This is a genomic window from Bifidobacterium sp. W8103 (genome assembly GCF_016100775.1).
GTDB lineage: Bacteria > Actinomycetota > Actinomycetes > Actinomycetales > Bifidobacteriaceae > Bombiscardovia > Bombiscardovia choladohabitans.
Map to the genome: position 1 here is coordinate 1,208,593 of NZ_JACFRV010000001.1, position 23,369 is coordinate 1,231,961.

Consider the following 23,369-nt stretch of genomic DNA (forward strand, 5'->3'; position numbering starts at 1 on the left):
CTTGTCGCCAGTGACGCCGACAAAAAACCGGGGCGGTGCCTATGGCTGAACCGCCCCGGTTGCATTGGGAATTGTGAAGCCTACTTGCGAGGCTTCTTGGCGGGGGGCTCGCCCAGCTGGCTGGTGGTCACACGGATGCCCGCCTCATCCTCGCCGGCTCCCGTCGCCTCGGACTGAGCGGTCTCCTCGACCAGATCCAGATCTCCGGTGACCCTGCCCGCTTCGGCTATGTCGTCCAGGGCGGCCTTGACGGCTTCCAGGCCCTCCGGCGCCACGCTCAAGGAGGCTGAGAGGATGGGGGTCTTCATGGAGACCTTGGCCTCGGACTTGATCCGCCGCAGGGAGGCCAAGGCCGTGCCTGCCCAGGCCAAAAGAGCCGGATCCTGGCCCTGGGCAGCTGCCCGATAGGATTCCGGACGTGGCCAGGAGGCGCGGTGGACCGATCCGTCCCCCTGGTGCATCCACTGCCAGGCCTCTTCGGTGGCGAAGGGCAGGAAGGGTGCCAGGAGACGATCCAGAGCATCCAGGACCAGCCCCAGGGTTGTGCGGGCGCTCAGCACCTGGGCCTCGTCAGGGGTCCTGCCGGTGGCATCCGCGGTCCCATAGGCCCGGTTCTTGGCCAGCTCGATGTAGTTGTCGCAGAAGTCCCAGAAGAAGGATTCGGTCACCTCCAGGGCCTTGGAGTGCTCGTAGGATTCCAAGGCCCTGGTGGCCTGGTCGATCACCTGGGCAAGGCCGGCCAGAACCGCGCGATCCAACGGGACCGTGACGTCAGCGGGGTTCCAGGTGGCCTCCGCTGACCGGGTGACCTTATGGTTCTCATCCTCCCGACCGATGGCCAGGGCGAACTTGACGGCGTTGAGGAGCTTGACGGCCAGGCGGCGGCCGATTTTCATCTGCCCCTCATCGTAGGTGGCATCCAGGCCCAACCGGGCGCAGGATGCCCAGTAGCGCACAGCGTCGGCTCCATACTTCTTGATGGGTTCGTCGGGCACCACCACATTGCCCTTGGACTTGCTCATCTTCTTATGGTCCGGGTCCAGGATCCACCCCGACAGAGTGGTGTCGCTCCAGGGCAGGCAGCCGTTCTCCAGGTGGGCGCGGTCCATGGAGCTGAAGAGCCAGGTGCGGATGATGTCCTGGCCTTGGGGGCGCAGGTCCATGGGGAAGGTGGCCTTGAAGAGGGCCTGGTCCTGTTCGCCCGGCTCGGCCCAGTGGGTCACGATCTGGGGGGTCAGGGAGCTGGTGGCCCAGGTGTCCATGATGTCCTTCTCGGCCGTGAAGCCGCCAGGCTGGTCTCGCTGGGATTCCTCGAAGCCCTCGGGCACATCAGTGCTGGGATCGATGGGGAGCCTGTCCTCGGCCGGGGTGATGGGATGGGCGTAGTCGGTCTCGCCGTTCTCCTTGACCGGATACCAGAGGGGGAAGGGGACTCCGAAGAAGCGCTGCCGGGAGATCAGCCAGTCGCCGTTTAGGCCCTCGACCCAGTTGTTGTAGCGCACCCGCATGAAGTCCGGGTGGAAGTTGAGCTCCTTGCCGCGCTCCAGCAGCTCCTGGTTCAGTTTCTGGTCGGTGCCGCCGTTGCGTAGGTACCACTGGCGGGAGGTGACGATCTCCAGAGGCTTGTCGCCCTTCTCGTAGAAGTTGGTCATGCGCTTGGTGGGCTTGGGCTCGCCGTCCAGGTCGCCGGACTCGCGCAGGGCGTCCACGATGATCTTGCGGGCTGAGAAGGTGGTCTTGCCCTCGGTCTGCTCGAAAATGCGCCGCCCGCCCTCATCGGTGATCCAGTCCGGCACGTCCATGACGATTCGTCCGTTGCGCTGGATGATGGACCTGGTGGGCAGATTCAGATCCCGCCACCACTGCACGTCGGTCACGTCGCCGAAGGTGCAGCACATGGCGATGCCGGCGCCCTTGTCCATCTCGGCGGCGGGATGGGCCAGGATGGGCACCTCCACCTTGAACAGGGGGGAGTAGACCTTCTGCCCGAAATACTTCTGGTAGCGCTTGTCATCCGGGTGGGCGATCAGGGCGCCACAGGCCGCCAGCAGCTCAGGCCTGGTGGTCTCGATGTATATCGGCGTGCCGTCCGCAAACCGGAAGGCCACCCTGTGGTAGAAGCCGTCGTACTCGCGCGACTCCAGCTCGGCCTGGGCCACGGCGGTCTGGAAGGTCACGTCCCAGAGCCCGGGGGCCTCCTTCTGGTAGGCCTCGCCCCTGGCCAGGTTCCGCAGGAAAGCCTTCTGTGCCACACGGCGGGGATGCTCGCCGATGGTGTGGTAGGTCTGCGACCAGTCCACCGACAGGCCCAACGACCGCCAGAGCTGCTCGAAGAGCTTCTCGTCCTCGGCGGTCAGTTCCTCGCACAGTTCGATGAAATTCTGACGGGAGACGGGCACCTGGTCCTTGGCGCTGATCTTCTTGCCCTTGGTCCCATGGAAGGGGGGTTTGAAGTCCGGATCGTACTTGAGCGAGGTGTCCACGCGGACACCGTAATAGTTCTGGACCCGCCGCTCGGTGGGCAGGCCGTTGTCGTCCCAGCCCATGGGGTAGAAGACGTCGTAGCCCTGCATCCGCTTGAACCGGGCGATTACGTCGGTATGGGTGTACGAGAAGACGTGTCCGACGTGCAAATGCCCCGAAACCGTGGGCGGCGGGGTGTCGATGGAGTAGACGCCGGAGCGCTCGCGGGTGTTGCGGAAGCGGTAGACGCCGGACTCGTCCCAGTCGCGGCACCACTTTTCCTCCAGGCCATCCACGCCCACCCTCTCGGGCAGGGGGGTCAGATGGGCATTGACGATTCCTTGGTGTTCAGCAGACATACCAGCATTTTATGGACGAACAGTGACAAGGGGCACCGGCCTTTTCACCCCTGGATGCGCAGGTTCCACAGGGGCAGGTAGCGGTCCAACAGAGAGCTGGGCATGCCCTTCAGGCGCGGGGCGGTGAGGACCAGGGGCGTACGCTGATACAGCCAGTCGCTGGGGGAGAGGTCGCTGACCTGTCGGGCAAAGGCCTTCAGCCGCTCGGCATAGGTGTTCTGGTCGGTGCAGTCCGTCACCTGCTTCCAGGAGTTCTGAACATCGACGTTGTCGAAGAGCATGGTGGAGTCGGGGTCGGCGAAGCGGTCGATTTCATCATTGTCCATGACCATCAGGGCCATGTCGTAGTCGCGGCGGTTGAGTACTTGGTCACGGAAGGTGGGCTGATCCACCATGGATACCTGGGTGGGGATGCCTGCTGCTTTGAGTTGTGTGCGCATCAGGTCGCCCACTTGGCTGCCGAATTCGCGTGGATAGACCAGACGTAGACCGTTCTTAAAGAAGGAAGGGCGGTAGTAGGAGGACCGATGAATCGCCTGGGCACGGTCGAAGGGGAAGGCCTGCAGGTCGGGATCGTAGCCGGGGCTCAGCTGGTTGAGCGGTCCGCCCAGCGCCTTGGCCCCGCCTCCCCCCAGTTTGGCGATGGATTCTCGATCCAGGGCGTAGCGGACGGCCTCGCGCATGTGCTGGTCGGACAGCGGGCTGGTTGCTATGTTGTTGAAGGCCAGGACCACATTGTCTGTGCTGGGCGTAGCGGTCGGCGTCCTGTGGGCCTGCGCGGCGGTGGCGGAATCCATGTCCACTACAGCGTCCAGGCGTCCCTGGTCCAGATCCTTGATGGTCTCTTGTGGGCTGCCGGTGTAGCTGAAGATTACCTTGCCGATGGCGGCCTTGTCCGGGCCTTTGTAGGATTTGCTGGCGGTCAGGGTAAGGCTGGTGCCCGGCTGCCAGTCATCCACCTGGTAGGGGCCTGAACCAGCTGATCGAGTGGAATAGTTGACCCTGGCCTGGCGGTCGTAGACTATGCCTGCCCGACCGCTCAGGGCGGTCAGCAGTCTGGCGTTCGGGCTCTTCAGACCGATCACCAGTGTGGCATCATCGGGGTTGGTGACCCTGGCCAGTCCGTCCAGATCCCGATGGCCCTGGTACTGATGGTCGATGATCTGGTGCAGGGACCAGAGGGCATCCTCCGAGGTCAGGCGGCGGCCGTCGGCGAAGCGGGCGTCATTGCGCAGATGAAAGGTATAGAGCAGGCCGTTTGCGGAGATCTCCCAGTTCTGGGCCAGGCCGGGCGTCGGCCGACCTTTGGCGTCGGGCCTGGTCAGGGTCTGGTAGACGTTGCCCATCAGGGCCTGGTCGGTGGCGCGTCCTGGTTCGGTGCGGATGTCCAGGGAGACGGGGGCCTGGCGGGCCCGGATGCGTACGATTCGGCCTGAACCCTCCTGGGCCCAGGGCAGCCGCCAGCCTCCTTGGCCTGTCACCAGCGGCCAGGCCATATAGGTGCCCGCGGTCAGGACCGCCAGTACCAGGAAAAAGATGATTCCGGATCTGATTTGCTTGTGTCTGCCGCGTGCCATGGTCTCGATTCTACCGAGAGGCTGGTCCGGCCAGGAGCTCGGCGCTGGGGCATGTTTCGGCCAGGGGGCAGTGGAGGCAGTCGGGCTTGCGGGCGTGGCAGGTGGCCCGGCCATGCAGAATCAGCCTGTGCGACAGATTGGTCCAGTCCTCGGGCGGGAAGCAGTCGCAGATCTCATGCTCGATCTTCACCGGATCGGGGTGGGTGCTGCGCCAGTCGGTCCGCCAGCGCAGACGGCCGGTGACCCGGGTGACGTGGGTGTCCACCGGGAATCCGGGGATGTTGAAGGCATTTCCCAGGACCACGTTGGCGGTCTTGCGCCCCACGCCGGGCAGGCTGGTCAGCTCCTCCATGGTCTGGGGGACCTTGCCGCCGTAGTCTTCGGTCAGCATCAGGGAGAGCCCCAAGAGGTGGCGGGCCTTGGTATGGTAGAAGCCCACCGGGTGGATGATGGCCTCCAGTTCGGCAGGCTGGGCCTGGGCCATGGTCGCGGGGTCGGGGTAGCGCTCGAAGAGTTCGGGGGTCACCGAGTTGACCCGCTTGTCGGTCGTCTGGGCGCTCAGGACCGTGGCAACCAGCAGTTCAAAGGGGTTGCGGAAGTGCAGGGCGCAGACCGCCTCGGGAAAGACCTGGCAGAGGATGCGGTACTCCTCGTGCATGCGGGCCAGGCGTCGGGCCTTGCTTTCCCTGCCCTGAGGGCGCTTTCGATTTGATGATGCATCAGTCACTGTGATTGGTTTTCTTCTTCTGGGAATCCTGGGATTGTTCCGACTGGCTGTCCTTTTGCTCGGCTGGGTCTGGGCCGGTCTCGGCATCCGGCTCGGGCTTGGGGACTGAGGCCGTCCGTGCCGACGAGGGCGGATCGAACCGGTAGCCCACGTTGCGGACCGTGCCGATCAGGTGCTCGTACTCACTGCCCAGCTTGGCCCTGAGCCGCCGCACGTGCACATCCACCGTTCTGGTGCCGCCGTAGTAGTCATAGCCCCAGACCTCCTGGAGGAGCTGGGCTCTGGTGAAGACCCTGCCTGGATGCTGAACCAGGTATTTGAGCAGCTCGAACTCCTTGTAGGCCAGGTTGATGGGCTGACCGTGGATCCGGGCCGTGTAGCTCTCGGTGTCCACAACCAGGTCACCCGAGCGGACCTGACCGGTGGGCACCTGGTCCTCTACCTCTTCTGGCTGGACATCCGGCTTGCGTGTCGGTGTCACGCGCTGGCAGACCAGACGCAGCCGGGCCTCGACCTCCGCGGGGGATGCGGACTGAATGATAATATCGGCCACGCCCCAGCTGGCATTGACCACAGTGAAGCCGCCCTCGCTCAGAATAAGGATGATGGGCGTGGACAGGCCCGAGGCCCGGGTCAGGTTGCAGAGGGTCTTGGCCTCGGCCAGGTCGTCGCTGGCGTCAATCAGCAGCACGGTGTCCTCGGGCATTCTTACCAGGGAGGCGGCATCCAGGGGCAGGACGCGCACCCGATGGGAGAGCAGGGCCAAGGCTGGCAGAACCGATGCCGGGTCCTCGGCGCAGGTCATCAAGGTCAGATCCGTCACGGGGGTACCTTCTTCCCTGTCCGTTCGTCCATAGCGGGGGGTGGATTCGTTGAACAGTCGTCATCATTGTACAATCGGCCCGTCACAGGGGCTCTGAGTTCACAGGATGGCCTTGCCCTAGGATGTGACGTATGGCTCCCCGACGGGGACAGGCAGGAGGACCCATGGCGCAGACAGTAAAAGAAACCCGGGATGGGCACGCGCCCGCCCTGACGCAGCTGCTGGCCCTGGCGGCCCTGATCCTGCCGGGAGTGGCGACGGGCTTGCTGGCCGAGCCCCGGGTCGCTCGAGGGGTGCAGGCCGTTCTGGTTCTGGCGCTGGCATTGGCCATGCTGGCCTCTTGGCCACTGGTCGGCCAGGGTATCCGACCCGGTCCAGACCGGGCTGTGTTCGGTCTGCTTGCCTTGGCAGCTCTGGTGCCGACCCTGGCCGTGCAGGGGCCTGGTGCCCTATGGGCCTGGCTGTCGACTGCGGCATTCCTGCTGGCCCTCCTGGCCGTATTCATGTTCGTTCGGCAGATGCTGCGTCGGGACCGGCGGATGGTCATCCGTGGCATTTCTGCAACCGCCATGGGCGGGGTGACCGCTGTCGCCGCCTCGGGGTGGGTCTTTCTGCCGGAGCTGGTCAGAGGCCTCCATCCCGACCTGATGCCGATTCTGGTGATGCTTGTGGCCTTGCTGCTGCTGGTCGGGCTCATGACCTCGGGTTACCGCTGGGCCCAGGAGGCAGCTGATCGGCGTGGGGCCGTTGGTCTGGCGCTGATGTCGGTTCTTCTGGCCGGATCCATCGTGGTTCTGGCCGCTATGGTCTTGCAGACGACGTTCTGAGTCAGGCATTCATCAGGTGGTCCAGAAGGATCTGGATGCCCATGACGATCAGAATGATGCCGCCGGCGATTCTGGCAGGCTTGCGCCAGCGGGACCCGACCGCGTATCCGATGCGCAGCCCCAGAATGGAGGCCGCAGCCGTCACCAGCCCGATGACCAGTGCGGATAGCCAGATGTTGATGCCCAGCAAGGCCAGGCCTGCGCCCACGCCGAATGAGTCGATGCTGGTGGCGATGGCTGCGGGAAGCATCTGCCGCCAGGAGAAGCTCTCCTCGCCGTTCGTTCCCCCTTCCTCGCCATAGACGCCCTCGCGGATCATATTGACCCCGATGGCTGAAAGGATACCGAAGATAATCCAGTGATCCACGGCGGCCAGGGAGTCCTGCAGCATGGAAGCGGCGAAGTAGCCCAGCAGGGGCAGCAGCGTCTGGAATCCGCCGAACCAAAGTCCGACCAGCCAATGATGGCGGGCCCGCAGTCGGTCCACGGACAGTCCCTTGCTGATGGAGACGGCAAAAGCGTCGGAAGATACACCTAAAGCGATAAACAACAATCTCAAGAACACGGCATTCCTTGAAAGGGTTCATCCCCGGTGGGATGGGCCTCGACCAGGTCTCCTCAAACCCGCCTACGCCTCGGGAGCGTCGAGCGCGGAACTGCCGATTGGAGTCGGCTTTGAATTCGTTGAATGCCGTTCACATGCTACGCCATAACAGTATGGACATGGATTTTACCTGTCATCGCTGGAACAATCAAGCATGACATGAGACTGGATTTGGACTTTCAACGAGCCACGGTCACAGTCAGGCTGCCCCTGCTGAGTGGATGGCGTTACTGGTCCTGGTAGGTGACGGCATAGAACTCGCCGTTCTGGAAGCGGGCCATGTACACATCGCTGACCTTGTGGATGCCCTGCTTGGCCAGTTGTTCGTCAAGCCAGTCCTCGTCCCGTCCCATGGTGTCAAGAACGTCGGGATTGACCCGCCCGTCCATGACCACCGGGTAGCGCACGTCCTTGTCGCCCTCGGAGATGATGGTCAGGCCGCCGTTCTGCTCGACGATGCCCCGCTTGACGTCGCGGATGTCGTTGATGCCCTTGGTGCGCAGCTTGAAGTCCACCTCCTTGGCCGTCAGGTTGACCTTCAGGCAGTTCTGGACCAGCAGTTTGCCATTCTTGATGATGGTGACCGGTTCGCCGTCGATGTACTTGCCCACCGCGTGGATGTGGGTCTTGGCGTACCGGGTGATGAGAATCAGCGCAGCCCATATCAGCAGGATGACAATGTACTGGGCCATGGAGATGCTGTCGCTGTAGATGACCCCGCCGATGATGCCGCCCAGGACGTAGTTCTGCAGCTGGTCCATGGGCGAGGTGGGCGCCAGGTTCCCCTTACCGGTCACATTGATGAGCAGGGTGATGAAGAGCAGCCCGACAATCAGCTTCAGGGCCACGTTGACGTAGAAATTGATATCCATGGGTCACTCTCCGATCACGGTGATGTCTGGGTGGTACAGGTCGGCCCGCTGTAGCAGGAACTCGGAGCCGGAGCTGTTGAATACCAGGGTGTAGTAGCCCTTGGGGGTCTTGATGATCATGTCGTTGTTGCGCGAGGTGTCGTTGATGCTGATCTGCTCGGGATTGACCTTGAGCTTGGCTGCCGACTTGTCGATGACCGTGGTCAGCTGTCCGCTCTGCAGGCTGGCCGTGCGCAGATTGGTGTAGTCGCTGTACTGGATGGCCGCCGCCAGCAGGAGCAGGGTGGCCAGGATGATGGACAGATCCTTGTACTTATGGTTCCAGCGATGGCGGGAGTACATGAATAGGAAGAAGAGGAAGGCCAGGGCCAGAAGGACGACCACGATGATCCTGATCATGGTCCAGTTGGTCTGCCCGCCCTTGAGGTATTGGTACGTATAGAAAGTCATAGCCGCTCCTACCCTTGCGCGCGCACCCGCAATTCGCAATCGTAGACGGCTGGAGGCGTTTTGGGAGGATTTGGGCATGCAAAACCCCGGTTCGGGCGCTCGATTGGGCCCTTGCCGGGGTGGTTGAGACCGCTGGGCGGCCTTGAGAGGTCAGTGCTGGGCGGCCAGGCGCTCGCGTGCAGCCTTGATCTGGGTCTCGGCGGCCTCGGCGTTGGTCCAGTAGTCGCCGGGCATGACCTCCTTGCCCGGCTCCAGGGCCTTGTACTGCTCGAAGAAGTGCTTGATCTCCTGCTTGTGGAAGTCGGAGACGTCGTCGATGTCCTTGATGGCGTCGAAGCGGACGTCGGCGGGCACGCAGAGGACCTTGTCATCCCCGCCGGCCTCGTCGACCATGTGGTAGAGACCAACGGCGCGGCATTCAACGATGCAACCCGGGAAGACCGAGTCGGGAATCATGACCAGGGCATCCAAGGGATCCCCGTCCTCGCCCAGGGTGCCATCGATGTACCCGTAGTCATCGGGGTAGCCCATGGAGGTGAAGAGGGTGCGGTCCAGCCTGATATGGCCGCTGTCGTGGTCCATCTCGTACTTGTTGCGGGAGCCCCGGGGGATCTCGACCAACACGTCGAATGTCTCTGCCATTGTCCTGTCTCCTTTTCGGTCTGGACGGCATAGGTATGTCTCATACACAGCATAACCGTCCCGCGGCACATTCGACCACAGTCTCCCGCTCACGCACCTATATGCCCGTCGGCCGCTCATACTCAAGGCATGGGCGGGTGAAGAGTGAGGACGAGTATGAACAAGCATAGATGGATCGGCCTCTTGGCGGCTCTGGCTGCCCTGGCGACCCTTGCCGGTCCGGCGGCTCCAGCCGTGGCTGGCGGGGGATCAGGTCATGCCGGCGGCAGACCGGTGCCTCCCGGTGGCCAAAAGGTCCGGCTCTGGCAGGGTTGGGCCTACAAGGATGACGATCATGGTGCCTTTGGCGGCTATGAGATAGGCAGCGTAGACAGGGCGTTCTCCCAGATGGGGGTGGTGGACGGAGGCAATGCCACCACGGCACGGGTCAAACGGCAGGCTCTGGATGAGGCCAACGGCAACTGCCAGGCGCGCTTTAACGAGGCCCATGCCGACCAATCCGGACAGGGCCACTGCCGGGTGACCGGCGTGGGCGTGGTTGCCGGCTACCGTGGGTCCCGGCGTATCTTTGACGGGATCTCCGTGGCTATTCACAAGCTTTGGATGGATAACTGGCGCAGCCAGGTGGCCAACAGCACCTTCAGCAACCGTGGGGTGACCTATCGGACCAGCGACTCCTTCTGGGATCAGTCCAACGACAATCTGGACAAATTCGCTGACGAGTATGCGGGCAACGAGAAGGGCATCTCCCTGGTGGTGATCATGCTCAACGACTACGAGCCCAAGCCGGCCGATCTGCCGCCGGATCCACCTGACAAGCAAGTGGATCGTGGCACCAGCGCGGATGGGATGACCAATCGCACCCATATCGTCACTGGAACCGGTCGGGGCGGTCGCGAACTGACCTTTACCGATGTCTTCAACCCTCAAGGCAAGCAGTACCGTATCAGCGGTCAGCATGTCAAAGACCAGACCAGCGGCGAAGACCTGACCGACAAATTCGTTTTCAACACGGACGAAGGGACCAGGCCGCCTGGAGACCGGGCCACAGCCACCTGGAAAGGCGGTGCTCTGCCGGAGGAACACCGCTGGGCATGGCAGTTGGATGTGACCGTCGACCGGCCGGAGACCGGGGTAATCCTGGACCAGGGGAAAGTCCATTGGAAAGGCGGCGCCCGTGAGGTTGACCAGTCGACACCGGAGCGTCGGACACCCACCTGGAAGCCCAGGCCGGACAAATCCTGGATTCTGCGAGACACAGCCACGGGGGCGTGGAAGAGTGTTGTAGACCCCCAATGGAGTAACGGGACCGGTGCTGACGGACACGTCTTTCTGGACGGCGACCGGGTGGGGTCGGTGGTCAACGCCACTGTCGAAGCCCATCTGATTGAGGCCCCTAAGGTTTTCGCCCTGACCGACGACTGGAGCGCCGCCGACTATCTGGTTGATCAGGATGGGGCTCGGGCCATTCGTATCTTCATGGCCAAGGCTAAGGCGGATGCAGACGGGCACTATCGCCGCAGCAGCGTCGGAGACATCGTGACCAAGGGCAGGGATGTGACCGACCGTTTCGAGATCAGCGTGACAGGCACTCGGGCTCGGGCCCAGGCCAAGAGCGGGTGGCTGAACGGCCTCAAGGGGATGGAGGACCCTATGCAGGTCACCATGCTGGTTCCCTTCACGGTCCGATTTGCCAACGGCGGTGGTGCGGCCAAGGTTCGCAAGGATCTTGGCGGAACACCCGACCAGGAGCTGACCTTCTGCAAAGCGCCTGACGGCCATGGCAACCAGGGCGAGGCCCTGACCAATTCGGGCTCCCAAACGGTCAACACGCAGAGTGTACGGACCAACAAGCCAGGCATCTGCGGATACCTGCCTCCGGTGCGCAAGGATGTCATCTCGGAGGCCGGCCAGGGCGGTCAGCAGGCCAGTGTTGATGGCAAGGTGGTCTTCCCTGGTCAACGGTTGGAGTATCAGCTGGATACCCAGCCCAGCCTGCCCGACAAGCTGGCCTATCCTGTCAAATCAATCATCCTGACGGATGTCTATGATCGCTGGTTTTTGCCCGACAAGCAGACTCTTGAGGTGACTGACCTGCAGAGCGGCGATGTCATCGCCAAGACCGGATATGCCACAAAGTGGAAGGACAAGGACCATAGCCTGCGGGTGACCATTACCGACCCCGCCCGTATCGGCCGGTGGCGGGCCGGGGGCAACCCCAGAATCCGCCTGCGCTTCGAGGGCAGTGTTGATCCCAAGGCCCCAACGGATCATCGTGTGGACAATCAATGGGTGCTGACGCTGAACAACTCGCTGACTCCCTCCAACCGGGTGAGCAACCCGCCGGCTGACTTCCATCCTTCAAAGAGCGATGTCAGCTGGCATGACCCAGGCATCAGCATCGATGGCAAGGTGCTTTTTGTGGGCGACCGTGGTGTCTATCGGATCAGTCTGGACGCCCGCCGAAAAGACACCGCCTATCCGGTCTGGCGGTTGGGCATGACGGATGCCTACGACGCTCGTCACCTGGATATCGATCCCAAGGGCATCGAGGTTCTGGGTTCCGATGGCCGTGATTACACCAAGACCTTCAACATTCAGGTGGCTGACGGCATGGTCCTGGTCTTCGCCAAAACCGTTGATACCTATGTTCCGGCCACAGGTGTGATCCTTAAAGGGGATCCCCAGCCTGCCGACCTGGCTGCTTATGCCGCCGCCCGAGGCCATAATCCCCTCTTGGAACCGTCTATTGACCAAGGGCTGCTGGGGCGCACCTACAATCTGGTCCTGCCATACATGGTCATCCGTGCGGAAACCGGTCACGTGGTTCGCAATCAGGCGACTCAGATTGTCAACGACCTACATAAAGCGACCAACGTGGTCGCCAATCCGGTCAAGCCGCTCAATCCCGCCAAGGATGTGGTAGTCGCAGTGGGTGGAGGAAGCGCTCATGGTGGCAGTATCTACCGTGACCGACTCTTCCTCTACCGTCTGGACTCCAGTCTGCTGCCGGCCGGACGTGCCTATCCGCAGGTGAAGACCTGGCGGATTGAGGATCAGCTGAACCCAGCGGTGGATCGGTTCACTGGCCATTGGGCCGTCTACGCAACCCAGGACCTCTACGGGAATGGGCGCATCCTGATTCATCATGGACAGATCATGGCTGGTTCAGACATGTCTGCAGATATCCATGGCGGTCCTTTGTTTACGATGACCGCAGACCCTGCAGGTCTGATCAAAGTGGAGGCTACATCCCGGTATCTGGCCCTGGTCAGCGCTTCAGGCGACCGCCCGGTCGGTTGGAGGGTCTACCTGCAATGCAGGCGGCTGAAGAAGGTGGAGCGTCATGAGAACCGATTCACTGAGTTCTATCAGGACAAGACCCTGGTCTCCAACACGGTCTGGACCAGAACGCCCGATATGACACCGGCCCTGCATATTGAGAAGTTTGATCAGGCAGGCGGTATGCCCAAAGGGGATCGGGATCAGCCGGAACAGGCTCTCCGGACTCATGACGATGTCCCCATCGTCTTCCGAATCACCAATGATTCTCCTCGTGATCCCAGCGATGGAACCGGAGCAGTCTTCCCTGCCCGACAGCTTCATCTTGAGGATCAGACAGTCGTGGGGCAGGGGCGGGTGACCGGGATCCGCTATCCCGATAATTGGTCGACCCTTATGCTCCGTCCTGGCCAGTCAGTGGACGTGCATGCTAGGGTGACGGGCATATCAGGTCGGCACACCGACAGGGCCAGGGTGATCGGCAGTCCTCTGGTGCCCTGTCCGGTAGAAGATGAGGCGTCCCTTCCTGAACGGGAAGATACCGGCAAGGCTTCTCTACAGCCTGATTCTCGGGGCGTGATGGTCGAAGGTCATCTGCTGTGCTCGGATCGGGCCGTCCGTTCCAATAGCGACGATTGGAACGCCCTTGGGGAAGCACTGCCCAAAACCGGGGAAGCAGTGGTCCTTCCTCTGGCCATTGTTGCATTGGCAGTCGTGACCGGCTCGCTTCTCTCCGGGATGGCCAGGAGGGTGTCCAAGGGCCACGGGGGATGGAAGTGATCGCCGATTTCAGGCACCCAGCCCATGCGTGTCCCCTGGTCTGTCGGCTTTCTAACGGGGCCACTGCTCATCCAAGGGCGGCCGCGTTCCATCGCAGGCCAGGTAGACACGGGCGATGCGCATGCCGGCCCGTTCCGGCTCCAAGGTCAGGACGTGCCGGCCGTTAGTCAGTTGGACGGCGGTCATTTCCGACCATCCCCAGACATGCTCGGTGGCAAAGGTCATCAGTCTTCCCCCTCGGGGGAAGAGGTCGGTCCGGTCCAGCGGGTCACCGTCCAGAATCAAATGGCAGGAGTCCTCCAGGTCGGAGGCGAACTGGGCCAGCAGCCAGATCCGGTAATTGCCTGGCCTGCCAACCTGGAAGGACAGGTTCATGCCGGGAGCCCGACCGGGATCGGGCCAGAGCCGTTGCCTTGGCTCGGCCCGCATGGCCAGTCCCCGGCCCCTGTGAGTGGGGGCGTCGGTGGGGACCCAGCAGCCCTCCCGTGGCTTGCCATTGTGCGGCCCATCCTGTGACAGCCAGGCGTTTTCGTCCTGTCTCAGGCAGGCGGCGGTCTCAAGGTAGATGCGCTCTGGAGCCTTGTTGGCCTCGTTGTTCTGCCTGAGCTCCTGGTCCTGCTGATGCCCGGCAGGCCAGACCAGCTTCGGGCGCGTATACAAACCGCCGTGCAGCCAGTAGTCCTGATCGAAGTAGGGTACAGGTACGTTCGGAGTGCAGTCCGGGTCGATTCCGTAATCCTTGATGGCCAGGTTCCGCAGAGGGCGGTCCAAAGTCTCGGCCGTGGGCGTTGGCTGAAGGTCTGCAATCTGATTCCCGGTCTGAGCCCTGTCTATGTCAGATGAGTGAGAGCTCCCATTATCAGCCTGTTCGGAGGGCCGGCCATCTGTCACCCAGGTACTGAAGGCCGGTCCCAGCCGGCTGGACCGTTCCCTACCTGTGTTGATCACGACTTTGTCGATGCCGAAGGAGTCGTCCACGGCTATCAGATGCAGCCGGTGGGGTCCTGCCTCCAAATAGGGCAGAATCATGGTCAGTTGCTCGGCGTTGTATACGATGGTCTCCTGCCAGTCGCCACGGAACTCGTCGGTGGTGGGCGATTCCAGGATTTCGCCCCGGTTGCCATCAAGGCTGACACGTAGGCGAATTCGGCCACGTGAGTTTAGGGTGGGCAGGCGGTGAACCTCCAGACGATGGCGGCCGGGGGTCTTCAGCCAGAAGTGCAGACTCAGACAAGCCCCGCTTCCTGATTCCGGGTCGCTCCATCCCCGGGTCTGCATCAGGTCCGGGCCGAAACGCCCCAGGTCTTGGGTCGCCAGCCAAGTAGTGGCCTCGGTGAGGTCGTGGTTGACGCGTCCGCGTGAAGGGTCCATGCTGATGTGGCCGTCCGCCTCGACGTAGCCAGTGAATCCCTGTTTGAGGACAGGATTCTCACCTACCAGAACATCGACTCTGATCGGGGCCGACCAGGCTTTTTCGGTTGTCTCCGGGTTGCAGGGACGGGTGATGATGGTTAGCGTGCCCTGACAATCCGCATGGGTTGAGGGGTTCTCGACCTGTACATGGATTCGCCACTCGTCCCTGACGATCCGCCGCTCCTCTGGCAGACGGATCCAGTCCTGATTGGCGCTGATGCACACTTCCTGTGCGGGGCATCCCATAAGGTCCAGGTCAATCCAACGGTCGGTGATGCCATAGGGGTCAAAGACCAGCTTGACGTGATCGTTATCGCCGGGGACCATGGCGCCCTCCTGTGCTCCTTGTGGCGTCAGGATTAGCCTCCGGTTCGGTTGGACCTTGACCGGTCTGCAAGCCGGGTACTGAGGCAGCGTGGGGGGAGGGAACCTGTTTGGAGTGAGGATGCCATCCCAGCAGCCCTGGGTAAGTTCCTCGTTGTACCAATGGAGCAGAGCCCGGATCATCCCCTGGAAGAGATGGGAGATCCTCATCTGCCTGTCGGCGGCCGGCATAGCGCCTCGGGCGGCCTCAAGACGGCTGCGGTCCGCATGGTAGAACTGTGCGTTCACGTAGTAGGCCATGGCAATCTTCAGATCCACCAACGATCGGTAGGATTCGCGAAACTCTGGTTTCATGCTCCTGCCAAGATTGTGCGAGCGCTCAGCCAGTTCTCGTAAGGCTGCCAGGCGGCCGCCGGCCTCGTCGTCGTAACCTATCTGGGTGAAGGAGTCCTCGTGCAGGTGTTCGATTTTGGTCTGATTGTTGATCCGGTAGTAGCTCATACACAGGTCGGCAGCCTCAGATCCGCGATCGTCGTCGAAGGTCTGATCGAACCAGGCGGCCACGAAGTCCCGGGCCGACAGACTGTGGTGATCCTCGTCCGCATTCCAGGCCAGGTGGAGGAAGTAGGACCCCTCCAACTCCAGGCGCTTGATGGCTCCCAGATTATCCACCCATACCCGGCGGATGCCCCGATCCCAGCACTTGCCCAGCTGGTCGTTCATCAGAGCCAGGGGAGTGGATGAAGTGCAGCGGTAGCTGGTCCTCGGCGGCGCCCAGTAGGAGCTGTGGTAGTAAACCCCATTGCCTCCGCTACGTGCCCGTTCGGCCTGATTGGGGAAGCGGCGCATATACCCGTAGTTGTCGTTGACCCACATGATGGTCACGTCTTCGGGCAGGTTCAGGCCCGCATCGTAGAGGGGCAGCACCTCCTTGTATGGAATGAAGAGCTGTGGGATCTCCTGTGGCGGTCGGTCCAGGTGCTGACGCAGGATGTCCCTCTGGTCGTGAATGATCCGACCGAGCAGATCGACTCGCGCTCGCAGACGACCCTCCTGATCCAGATTCGGATTCTCGTCGATGGCGCGCGTGGTCAGGCCCGTGTCGTGGATGCCTCGCATGCCCAGGGTCCAGGTGACCTCGTAGTTCCGGTTCATGTCCACGCTCTGCGACCAGTAGCGCCGAATCATATCCCGGTTGCGTCCGGGCAGCGAATAGTCATAGTCCACATGTGCGCCCTGCGAGGCTACCCAGGGATCCCACTCATGTTGGTTGCTCCGAAGGAGCATGTCGCAGTGGCTGCTTCCGATGACCAACCCCATGCTCTGGGCTAGTCTGCCGTTGCGCGGGTCGGAGTTGAAGGCGTTGACGTGCATGGCCGGCCACAGATAGTTACCACCCAGTCGCAGGATCAGATCGAAGACTTTTTCGTAGGTCGCCGGTCCGATGGTTCCGTCCGGGGTGTGCAGGCGGGCCCAGTCGTCTAGCTCCTCCTCGTCGTTGATGAAGAAGCCTCGGTATCGGACCGAGGGCCAGTCGAAGACGCGCAGGTCGTCGGGCAGACATATCCGTTCATGGCGGCGGGCTGGCACGTTTCCCCACCAGTGCAGGGGTGAGATGCCGATGGCCCGGCTGAGAGCGTAGATTCCGTAGATGGTTCCGCGCCGGTCGGCCCCGACGACATTGAGGGTGCCGTCGACGACCTGCAAGGTGAAGCCTTCCCAGCGGTACCTTCCTTGGGGGTCCTTGAGTGGAGTCAAATCAAGCTCGTCGGAGCAGACAGCTGAATCGATCCAGCTGGAATGACCCAGAGTGCCCAAGCGGATGTTCGGGCTGCTTTCGGCGATCTGATTGGCCGATCTCTGGGCCCGGCCTGTCACGGTCGCAAAATCACGCATCAGGTTGCCGGCCGCAATTTGCACGGCAGAATTCTCCCCATGATCCAGTAACCAATTGGGCCGGACCCCTGAATCGGCCAGAACTGCGCCCGACACGGCGGTCACTGGGATGGTTCCGGGCTGGGGATGAAACAAGGTGACCATGTGGCGCTCCCACTGTCTGCGGATCAGGCGGATGATCTGCCGCCCGTGTTCGGACATCCATAGGCTAACACCGGATTAGGAAAATTTTCAATGAGGAAAAACTAATGCGACCGGGAGGGCCTGATGGCCGCTTTATTCCGTTACCATGGTTGGAGACGTTCACAGTCCAGCAGAGCCGGGAGGCGATCCGATGAGCAAGAAAGTGACGCTGGCCGACGTTGCCGCCAAGGCGGGGGTTGCGGTGTCCACGGCCTCCAAGGCGCTGCGCAACAGCGCACAGGTCAGCGGTCCGACAAGGGCCAAGGTGTTCAAGGCTGCGGCGGAGCTCTCCTTCTCGCTCAATGAGCGTCAGAAGCAGTCCCAACCTCCCAGCCTGCCCAAGTCGGTGGGCCTGGTCACTTCGGACCTGGACGGCCAATTCTCCATGCCCATCCTGATCGGCGCGGAAAGCTACTTCGGGGTCGAGTCCATTCCTGTTTTTCTCTGCAATGCCGGCAGGGACCCGGCTCTTGAACAGCATCACATAGACAATCTGCTGGCCTATGGTGTCAAAGGTCTGCTGATGGTCGGATGGCGTACCGATCCGCGGCCAGCGCTGACCGGTTGCCCGGTGCCGGTTGTCTATGCCAACCAGGCGTCCCTGGATCCCCATGACTGCTCGGTCGTCACCGACAACGAGGATATCGGGCGGTTGATGGTCCGGCATCTGGTCGAGGGAGGATCGAAAAAAATCGTGCTGATTGCCGGCGATCCGGCCTTTCAGTCCTCGGTCAGGAGACTCAAGGGCGAGATGGCCGAACTGGATAGCCATGGGTTGGCGCCCGTGCGTACGGTTCGGTATGGGGGCTGGAACGAAGAGACCGGACGTCGCACCATGGTTGGCTTGCTGGATGAGGGCATCGACTTCGATGGGGTGGCTTGCGGCGACGACGAGATAGCCCGGGGATGTCTGGATATCCTGCATGATCGCCAAGTCTCCGTGCCGGATAGGGTTTCGGTAGTTGGGGTTGACAATCGGCAGGTCATTGTCGGCAACTCGCGTCCCCCGCTGACCAGCGTTGACCTGAACCTGAAGGCCATCGGCACCAGAGCGGCCAGCTGTCTGGCTGAGATGATGGACTGCCGAGGTCACCAGGGCATCGAATATGTCAAGGGCACGCTGGTTCAGCGAGCCTCTACCAGAATGCCGTTGTAAAGCAGTCCGTCGGCAGATTTCAGGGGGTCATACAATTGCGACCTTACTGATACGAGCGAGTATCTCGCTCTTTAACTGTCAGAAACTTTTGCATTTAACAAACTTTCTCCTTGCCATGACCAGTGTCGGAGCTGCCGCTCAGAATCCAGCCAAAGGCCGTCTGGTCTGGTCTGGTTTCCATCGTCAGCGATCTTGATCCTTTCGGCGTCTCGTATTCCACTTGATGAAGAAAGGACATGCCATGGCCTTGCACCTTACAAAAGCGCATTGGACGGAGATTCCGGCTCATCGCGTTTCCTGCGGGATCGGACCCTTAGTGAGATGTCCGCACCATGTTTGGCGCCACTGCTGTTGGTTCCGCAGTGCGTAAGACCTGCGCACAGCTGGGGAAGCCGATTTCGAAGCGTTTGCCGTAGAAAGTCCTGACGCGGAGGGATGTTGGCAGAGTCAATTCTCCTCTGCATCCAGCAACACCACGCCCTGGGGAGGATTGCTGTCGATGGCTCCCACGGTCTCATGTGGCAGGTAGGGCTCCTCCATGGAGGTGATTTCCTCGGGTGTGAGTTTCAAATCCAGTGCGGCCGCCGCATCGTCAAGGTGCCGGGCTTTGGTGGCTCCGATGATCGGTGAAGCAACGCCTTTGGCCCACTGCCAGGCTATGGCTACCTGGGCCATAGGAACATCGTGCTGCTCCGCCACTTTTTGTACGCGGTCAATGATGGCCAGGTCGTTGTCTTCGGCCCGGTCATACTTGCCGCGAGAGACCTTGTCGGTGGCGCTGCGCAGTGTGTCAGTGGCTTTTGGGTTCGGATAGCGGTTCATCGCTTGAGGGCAATCGGCCGCCTGAAGAATTTTGAATTCATATGGTTCTCATCTTGGTCGATTCTGGAGATTCGTATTTAAATTCGATGTTTTCGACTGATGGTATAGATGTTCAGTTATCTGCACAATCAACTCGATGGCCGAATATGGTGGTCAAAGCATTGACTGTTGTTATAAATTTGCCACTGATACCAGGCGTACGCTAGTACAGTTGCGCATCAGCGGCAAATCCAGGCGAATTTTGAATGGCATAGAGCAACAGGATTACCACGGTTGCAGGCGTGATTCCCTGTCCGCTCTTAACGTTAATGCCATGTGATGGTGTCCTGAAATCATGTCAATGAGCTATCTTTGACCATACCAATAGGAACATTTGTGTATCTCCGCTTATGGTGAGTGCAGTCTCGCTTGGCAAAGAAGTGCTCCGCTCAATCGGTGTGGTCAATTTCAATTCCCCTGCTACAGTATATAATCCGCGATATTTCCAATAAATATGTTCTTCGTCAAAGGAGACTATGTGCACTGCAGTATTCGAATCCATCTGAGCTGGTAGAAGCGACTGGCTGACGAAGTACCTGAATTTATCTGTATCGGTCGGGTCTGAGTTATGCGAATTTATAGAATAGGAAAGACCATTTCTTCTAGGGAAGAGCACCATTAAGGTATTGTCCTGCTTTAAGTCATGAATTGTCCAAAGTATGTCATACATACCCGAATCGTAGATAGAAGATTGGCTTTTGATCTTGTCCTCGGCATCTTTGTTCTTTACCATGAAATCAATGACCGCTGAGGGTTTCTTGTAACAACGTCTCCCGTCAGGAACGACGACATCCTCTTTTGCGTTTACTGATAACAGTTGCACAATTATACCCCTTTCATCATGACCGGGGTGCTGTACTTGGCCTTATTCGAACATTATTGCAACAACACAATAAATTTCAATAACCCATAACCCCAGCTTTGATAATTATACATTATTCGGGTCACTTTTATTGGGGAAAGAGGTGGTTAAGGAAGATGCGTTGAATGTCCGTAATCAGCATCGTCTTTGAAAGATAAACTTAACTACGACGTTATTTTGTGCGAGCTCAATTTAGCGGGCTATTGCTAAAGAAGCGGCAAACTCAAATCCAAACCGTGACGTGTGGTGGAATTGCCGCGTTCGTCTTTTTTTTTTCTTAATAAATGTTCTATCTAGGAAACCGACTTCCCATGAAGCAGCGAAGTAGAAAACTGCACAAGGCGTTTGTCGGTTGGGTGAGTTGATGCACAATACGCCCATGGAAGATTCCATGGTGACTGATTTATGGAAATGCGTGCCGACTATAGTTACAGTAGGTTTGAGAGCAACCCTCAACCATTTGGGCATGTCCGTGTGCCACCAATTGGATATCATGGCTAAAAATATTGAGTCGCGAGGCTGAGGTCCTAGGTGCGTCTCATTCATTTTGACTGTTAGCCGGCTACAGTCCTGACGGTAAGAACGATCGCTTGTTGGCTTAGACTCTTGTCGGATCTCAGGCAGAGCGCAGATTTGTCTGCCGCATTAATCGGTGATGAATCGTTTATCTGACTCGAGATCCTGTTTCAACTGTTGATGCTGGAATCAGGAGTTCTTGAGCGCCATGTTGTATGAGGTAGGTTAGGAACGTAAGTGGCTGTGACTTCTTTGGATTGTAAATGAAGAAAAGAAAGCGGCCGCTGCTGCGCCTACCAAGTCGCAGGATTAGTATTGCTTAGCGGCGGCCTCTTACGTTAGTAAATGCAAGAAAGCAATCACTTCCTGTGATGGCATTCTCAATTCAGTCGGATTATGCTATTCGTAAATCATAACTGTAACTGCGTTTTGGTGCTGGCTTGATTGCGAGAATCGGGAATATATCGATGCCTGAAACATGTCAAAAAGCTTCAAGACTCGAGATTTTGAAATATTTGGTAAGCCTATATAGTGCAGATTATGCGAACCGCGCTCTTGGTGCGTCTGCCGGGCCATGGCATGATTGTGATATCCGCGTCACCTGCTGTGAGCGGTCAATGCACGAGTGGTGGAGTCGAGGGAGCCCGGGTACTCGTTGATTCTCACAAAAAATTGGAAGTTTTTAATCAAAATGTGTTGAATACAAATGTTGTATTGTGTAGATATTCATAGTTGCTCTGGAAATTAACAATATGACCTACGAATGGATTGTATGATTAGTAATCGAGCATGTTCCATCGGGGTTTTCCGCACGTTGGTGGAAGAGGTAAGGAAAGATTATTTAATCCTGCTGTATAGGAAACTACGATATCTTATGAATCTGTAGATAATATAGCACGACAGACAAGTGATATAGCAAACTTTGTCGAAGTAATTCTGTAGTTGTTGTCAACCTTCTATCTTGGTTGGAACACCCGTCGATACAGGTTCGAGCGGCGTCTAAGATTTCTATAAATCAAGCATAAATAAGAAATATAGGTATTCAGGTGACCTGTAGTTATATAATGTTAGAAGTTATTTTCAGAGTTGAGGGAGTCCACATGCAAATTAAGTCTTTAAGGATAAAAAACTTCCGTGGATACAAGGATGAGACAACTGTCAATTTTGAAGACTTGACGGCTTTTGTCGGAAAGAATGATGTAGGTAAATCAACTATTCTTGAAGCACTTGACATTTTCTTTAACGATGGTAAAGGATGTGTCAAATTGGACAAGGATGACATTTGTAAAATGTCAGATAGTCAAGAAATCGAAATAGCAGTTGTATTCGACCATTTGCCTGATCAGTTGGTATTAGATCACTCATATAAAACTACCCTTAAAGATGAGTATCTGCTTAACAATGACGGTTTGCTCGAAGTTGTAAAAAAGTATCCTAATGCTGGTAAGTCAAAAGTATTTGTTAGAGCTAATCATCCGACAGGTGAGCACGTTAAAGACCTTTTATCTGCAAAAAATGGTGATCTAAAAAAAATAGTTGACACGTATAACATACAAGCCAATCGAACTATTAACTCCGAGATGCGCAAAGCGATATGGAGAAACTTCGAAGATGAACTTGATTTGCAACTAACTGAGGTGGACGTTTCAAAAGAAGATGCAAAGGAGATTTGGACAAAACTACAATACTTTTTGCCAACGTATTCTTTGTTTCAATCTGATAGAACCAATGATGATGGAGATGGGGAAATACAGGATCCCCTAAAAGAGTCAGTTAAAGCAATTATTAATGATCCTGACTTAAAGAATAGTTTCAATACCATTTATACGAAGGTAACCGATAGCCTCAATGAGGTAGCTTCGAGAACATTGAAAAAGATGAAAGAAATGGATAAGGAGGTGGCAAAAACGCTAAATCCGAAGATTCCCTCTGTTGAAGATTTAAAATGGGCTGATGTATTCAAAAATGTTTCAATTACAGGCGACAATGATATTCCGATGAACAAAAGAGGTAGTGGTGTCAGAAGGTTGATACTGCTCAGTTTTTTCCGTGCCGAAGCAGAGTATAGGTTGGCTTCAACCGATACTAACAATGGGATAATTTACGCGATCGAAGAACCTGAAACTTCTCAGCACACGGCAAATCAGAGAATGCTGGCCGGCGCTTTTAAGGAGCTATCACAAGCTGAAAATACTCAAGTAATTCTTACAACGCATAGTGCTACTGTCGTTAAGGCACTCGCGTATAATCAAATAAGAATAATAACAGATGATGCCTCTGGCAAGCAAATCAAGTGCAGCAAAGAGCATTATATTAGGTACCCCTCGTTGAATGAAGTGAATTACAGCGCTTTTGGCGAGGTATCAATTGAATACCATATTGAGCTGTTTAACGAACTGCATGAAAGACTGAAGGAAATGAAAAGACGTAGTGGCGACCACAAAAAATACAATAGCATTAGCAGCGTGGATAAGTGGTTAGAAGAACAGCCTGGTGCTGAGAAAATAAATTACAATTCTCCTGATTGCATGCATTATAATCACTATCGCGATAATGAAGATCATACAATGACTGCTTATATTCGTAATTATTTTGATCATCCTGGAGACAATCCAAATCATGAGGATTCGAGGAAAAGAGCAAAACCTACGTATGCTGAAATTAAGCGTTCGATCGAATTCATGGCCCATCTGTTGGATACCAAGCTAAAAAACTATGCTATAAGATAAAAAGCACTTAATTATATTAGAGC

15 protein-coding genes are annotated in these 23,369 nt (G+C 58.2%); 4 read left to right on the forward strand and 11 right to left on the reverse strand.

Annotated elements, in window-relative coordinates; translation table 11 throughout:
- Positions 1–80 precede the first annotated feature (80 nt).
- From valS to H3U90_RS04560, 4 genes are all read right to left on the reverse strand, one after another.
- Positions 81–2,822, reverse strand: coding sequence for a valine--tRNA ligase (gene valS / locus H3U90_RS04545; protein ID WP_198177223.1), 2,742 nt, complete (start codon positions 2,820–2,822; stop codon positions 81–83).
- A gap of 44 nt (positions 2,823–2,866) precedes the next feature.
- Positions 2,867–4,399: an ABC transporter substrate-binding protein gene (locus H3U90_RS04550; RefSeq protein WP_198177224.1), complete on the reverse strand. Its 1,533-nt coding sequence runs from the start codon at positions 4,397–4,399 to the stop codon at positions 2,867–2,869.
- Between the two features lie 10 nt (positions 4,400–4,409).
- Complete coding sequence (gene nth, locus H3U90_RS04555) at positions 4,410–5,057, reverse strand: endonuclease III (RefSeq protein ID WP_198177225.1); 648 nt, start codon at positions 5,055–5,057, stop codon at positions 4,410–4,412.
- Positions 5,058–5,118: 61 nt separating this feature from the next.
- Positions 5,119–5,949, reverse strand: a complete 831-nt coding sequence (locus H3U90_RS04560) for a winged helix-turn-helix transcriptional regulator (protein ID WP_198177226.1) — start codon at positions 5,947–5,949, stop codon at positions 5,119–5,121.
- 164 nt (positions 5,950–6,113) lie between these two features.
- Between H3U90_RS04560 and H3U90_RS04565 the strand changes: the two genes are divergently transcribed.
- The gene (locus H3U90_RS04565) at positions 6,114–6,776 is read left to right on the forward strand and encodes a hypothetical protein (protein ID WP_198177227.1); all 663 of its coding nucleotides are present in this window, start codon (positions 6,114–6,116) and stop codon (positions 6,774–6,776) included.
- A gap of 1 nt (position 6,777) precedes the next feature.
- Here the strand turns inward: H3U90_RS04565 and H3U90_RS04570 are convergent, their stop codons facing one another.
- From H3U90_RS04570 to H3U90_RS04585, 4 genes are all read right to left on the reverse strand, one after another.
- Entirely contained in the window at positions 6,778–7,341 is a 564-nt protein-coding gene (locus H3U90_RS04570; protein WP_198177228.1) for a manganese efflux pump MntP, read from the reverse strand.
- Positions 7,342–7,607: 266 nt separating this feature from the next.
- On the reverse strand, positions 7,608–8,252 hold the full coding sequence (locus H3U90_RS04575; protein ID WP_198177229.1) for a DUF421 domain-containing protein: 645 nt from the start codon (positions 8,250–8,252) through the stop codon (positions 7,608–7,610).
- A gap of 3 nt (positions 8,253–8,255) precedes the next feature.
- Positions 8,256–8,702 (reverse strand): DUF3290 family protein, encoded by a 447-nt coding sequence (locus H3U90_RS04580; protein WP_198177230.1) that lies wholly within the window; start codon positions 8,700–8,702, stop codon positions 8,256–8,258.
- Positions 8,703–8,852: 150 nt separating this feature from the next.
- A complete protein-coding gene (locus H3U90_RS04585) occupies positions 8,853–9,344 on the reverse strand; it encodes an inorganic diphosphatase (RefSeq protein ID WP_015022497.1) in 492 nt (163 codons plus the stop codon).
- A 156-nt stretch (positions 9,345–9,500) separates the two neighbouring features.
- Here H3U90_RS04585 and H3U90_RS04590 point away from each other — a divergent pair, with 156 nt between their 5' ends.
- Positions 9,501–13,406 carry an LPXTG cell wall anchor domain-containing protein gene (locus H3U90_RS04590; protein WP_198177231.1) on the forward strand — a complete coding sequence of 1,302 codons (3,906 nt, stop codon included), beginning with the start codon at positions 9,501–9,503 and terminating at the stop codon, positions 13,404–13,406.
- Positions 13,407–13,457: 51 nt separating this feature from the next.
- Here the strand turns inward: H3U90_RS04590 and H3U90_RS04595 are convergent, their stop codons facing one another.
- On the reverse strand, positions 13,458–17,240 hold the full coding sequence (locus H3U90_RS04595) for a glycosyl hydrolase 115 family protein (protein WP_198177232.1): 3,783 nt from the start codon (positions 17,238–17,240) through the stop codon (positions 13,458–13,460).
- A 133-nt stretch (positions 17,241–17,373) separates the two neighbouring features.
- On the opposite strand from H3U90_RS04595, the gene H3U90_RS04600 reads away from it, so the two are divergent.
- Positions 17,374–18,378, forward strand: a complete 1,005-nt coding sequence (locus tag H3U90_RS04600) for a LacI family DNA-binding transcriptional regulator (protein ID WP_198177233.1) — start codon at positions 17,374–17,376, stop codon at positions 18,376–18,378.
- 447 nt (positions 18,379–18,825) lie between these two features.
- Here the strand turns inward: H3U90_RS04600 and H3U90_RS04605 are convergent, their stop codons facing one another.
- Together H3U90_RS04605 and H3U90_RS04610 are read right to left on the reverse strand one after the other, a co-directional pair.
- A complete protein-coding gene (locus tag H3U90_RS04605; protein WP_232340477.1) occupies positions 18,826–19,200 on the reverse strand; it encodes an aldo/keto reductase in 375 nt (124 codons plus the stop codon).
- Between the two features lie 337 nt (positions 19,201–19,537).
- Complete coding sequence (locus H3U90_RS04610; RefSeq protein ID WP_198177234.1) at positions 19,538–20,062, reverse strand: hypothetical protein; 525 nt, start codon at positions 20,060–20,062, stop codon at positions 19,538–19,540.
- 1,655 nt (positions 20,063–21,717) lie between these two features.
- Between H3U90_RS04610 and H3U90_RS04615 the strand changes: the two genes are divergently transcribed.
- Positions 21,718–23,346 (forward strand): ATP-binding protein, encoded by a 1,629-nt coding sequence (locus H3U90_RS04615; RefSeq protein WP_198177235.1) that lies wholly within the window; start codon positions 21,718–21,720, stop codon positions 23,344–23,346.
- Positions 23,347–23,369 lie beyond the last annotated feature (23 nt).

Bases quoted from the DNA above. Each gene is read 5' to 3' on its own strand.
- H3U90_RS04590 (WP_198177231.1), top strand. From the start codon at position 9,501: ATGAACAAGCATAGATGGATCGGCCTCTTGGCGGCTCTGGCTGCCCTG.
- valS (WP_198177223.1), bottom strand. From the start codon at position 2,822: ATGTCTGCTGAACACCAAGGAATCGTCAATGCCCATCTGACCCCCCTG.
- H3U90_RS04580 (WP_198177230.1), bottom strand. From the start codon at position 8,702: ATGACTTTCTATACGTACCAATACCTCAAGGGCGGGCAGACCAACTGG.
- H3U90_RS04595 (WP_198177232.1), bottom strand. From the start codon at position 17,240: ATGTCCGAACACGGGCGGCAGATCATCCGCCTGATCCGCAGACAGTGG.
- H3U90_RS04600 (WP_198177233.1), top strand. From the start codon at position 17,374: ATGAGCAAGAAAGTGACGCTGGCCGACGTTGCCGCCAAGGCGGGGGTT.
- H3U90_RS04565 (WP_198177227.1), top strand. From the start codon at position 6,114: ATGGCGCAGACAGTAAAAGAAACCCGGGATGGGCACGCGCCCGCCCTG.
- H3U90_RS04550 (WP_198177224.1), bottom strand. From the start codon at position 4,399: ATGGCACGCGGCAGACACAAGCAAATCAGATCCGGAATCATCTTTTTC.
- H3U90_RS04615 (WP_198177235.1), top strand. From the start codon at position 21,718: ATGCAAATTAAGTCTTTAAGGATAAAAAACTTCCGTGGATACAAGGAT.
- H3U90_RS04575 (WP_198177229.1), bottom strand. From the start codon at position 8,252: ATGGATATCAATTTCTACGTCAACGTGGCCCTGAAGCTGATTGTCGGG.
- H3U90_RS04605 (WP_232340477.1), bottom strand. From the start codon at position 19,200: ATGAACCGCTATCCGAACCCAAAAGCCACTGACACACTGCGCAGCGCC.
- nth (WP_198177225.1), bottom strand. From the start codon at position 5,057: ATGCACGAGGAGTACCGCATCCTCTGCCAGGTCTTTCCCGAGGCGGTC.
- H3U90_RS04585 (WP_015022497.1), bottom strand. From the start codon at position 9,344: ATGGCAGAGACATTCGACGTGTTGGTCGAGATCCCCCGGGGCTCCCGC.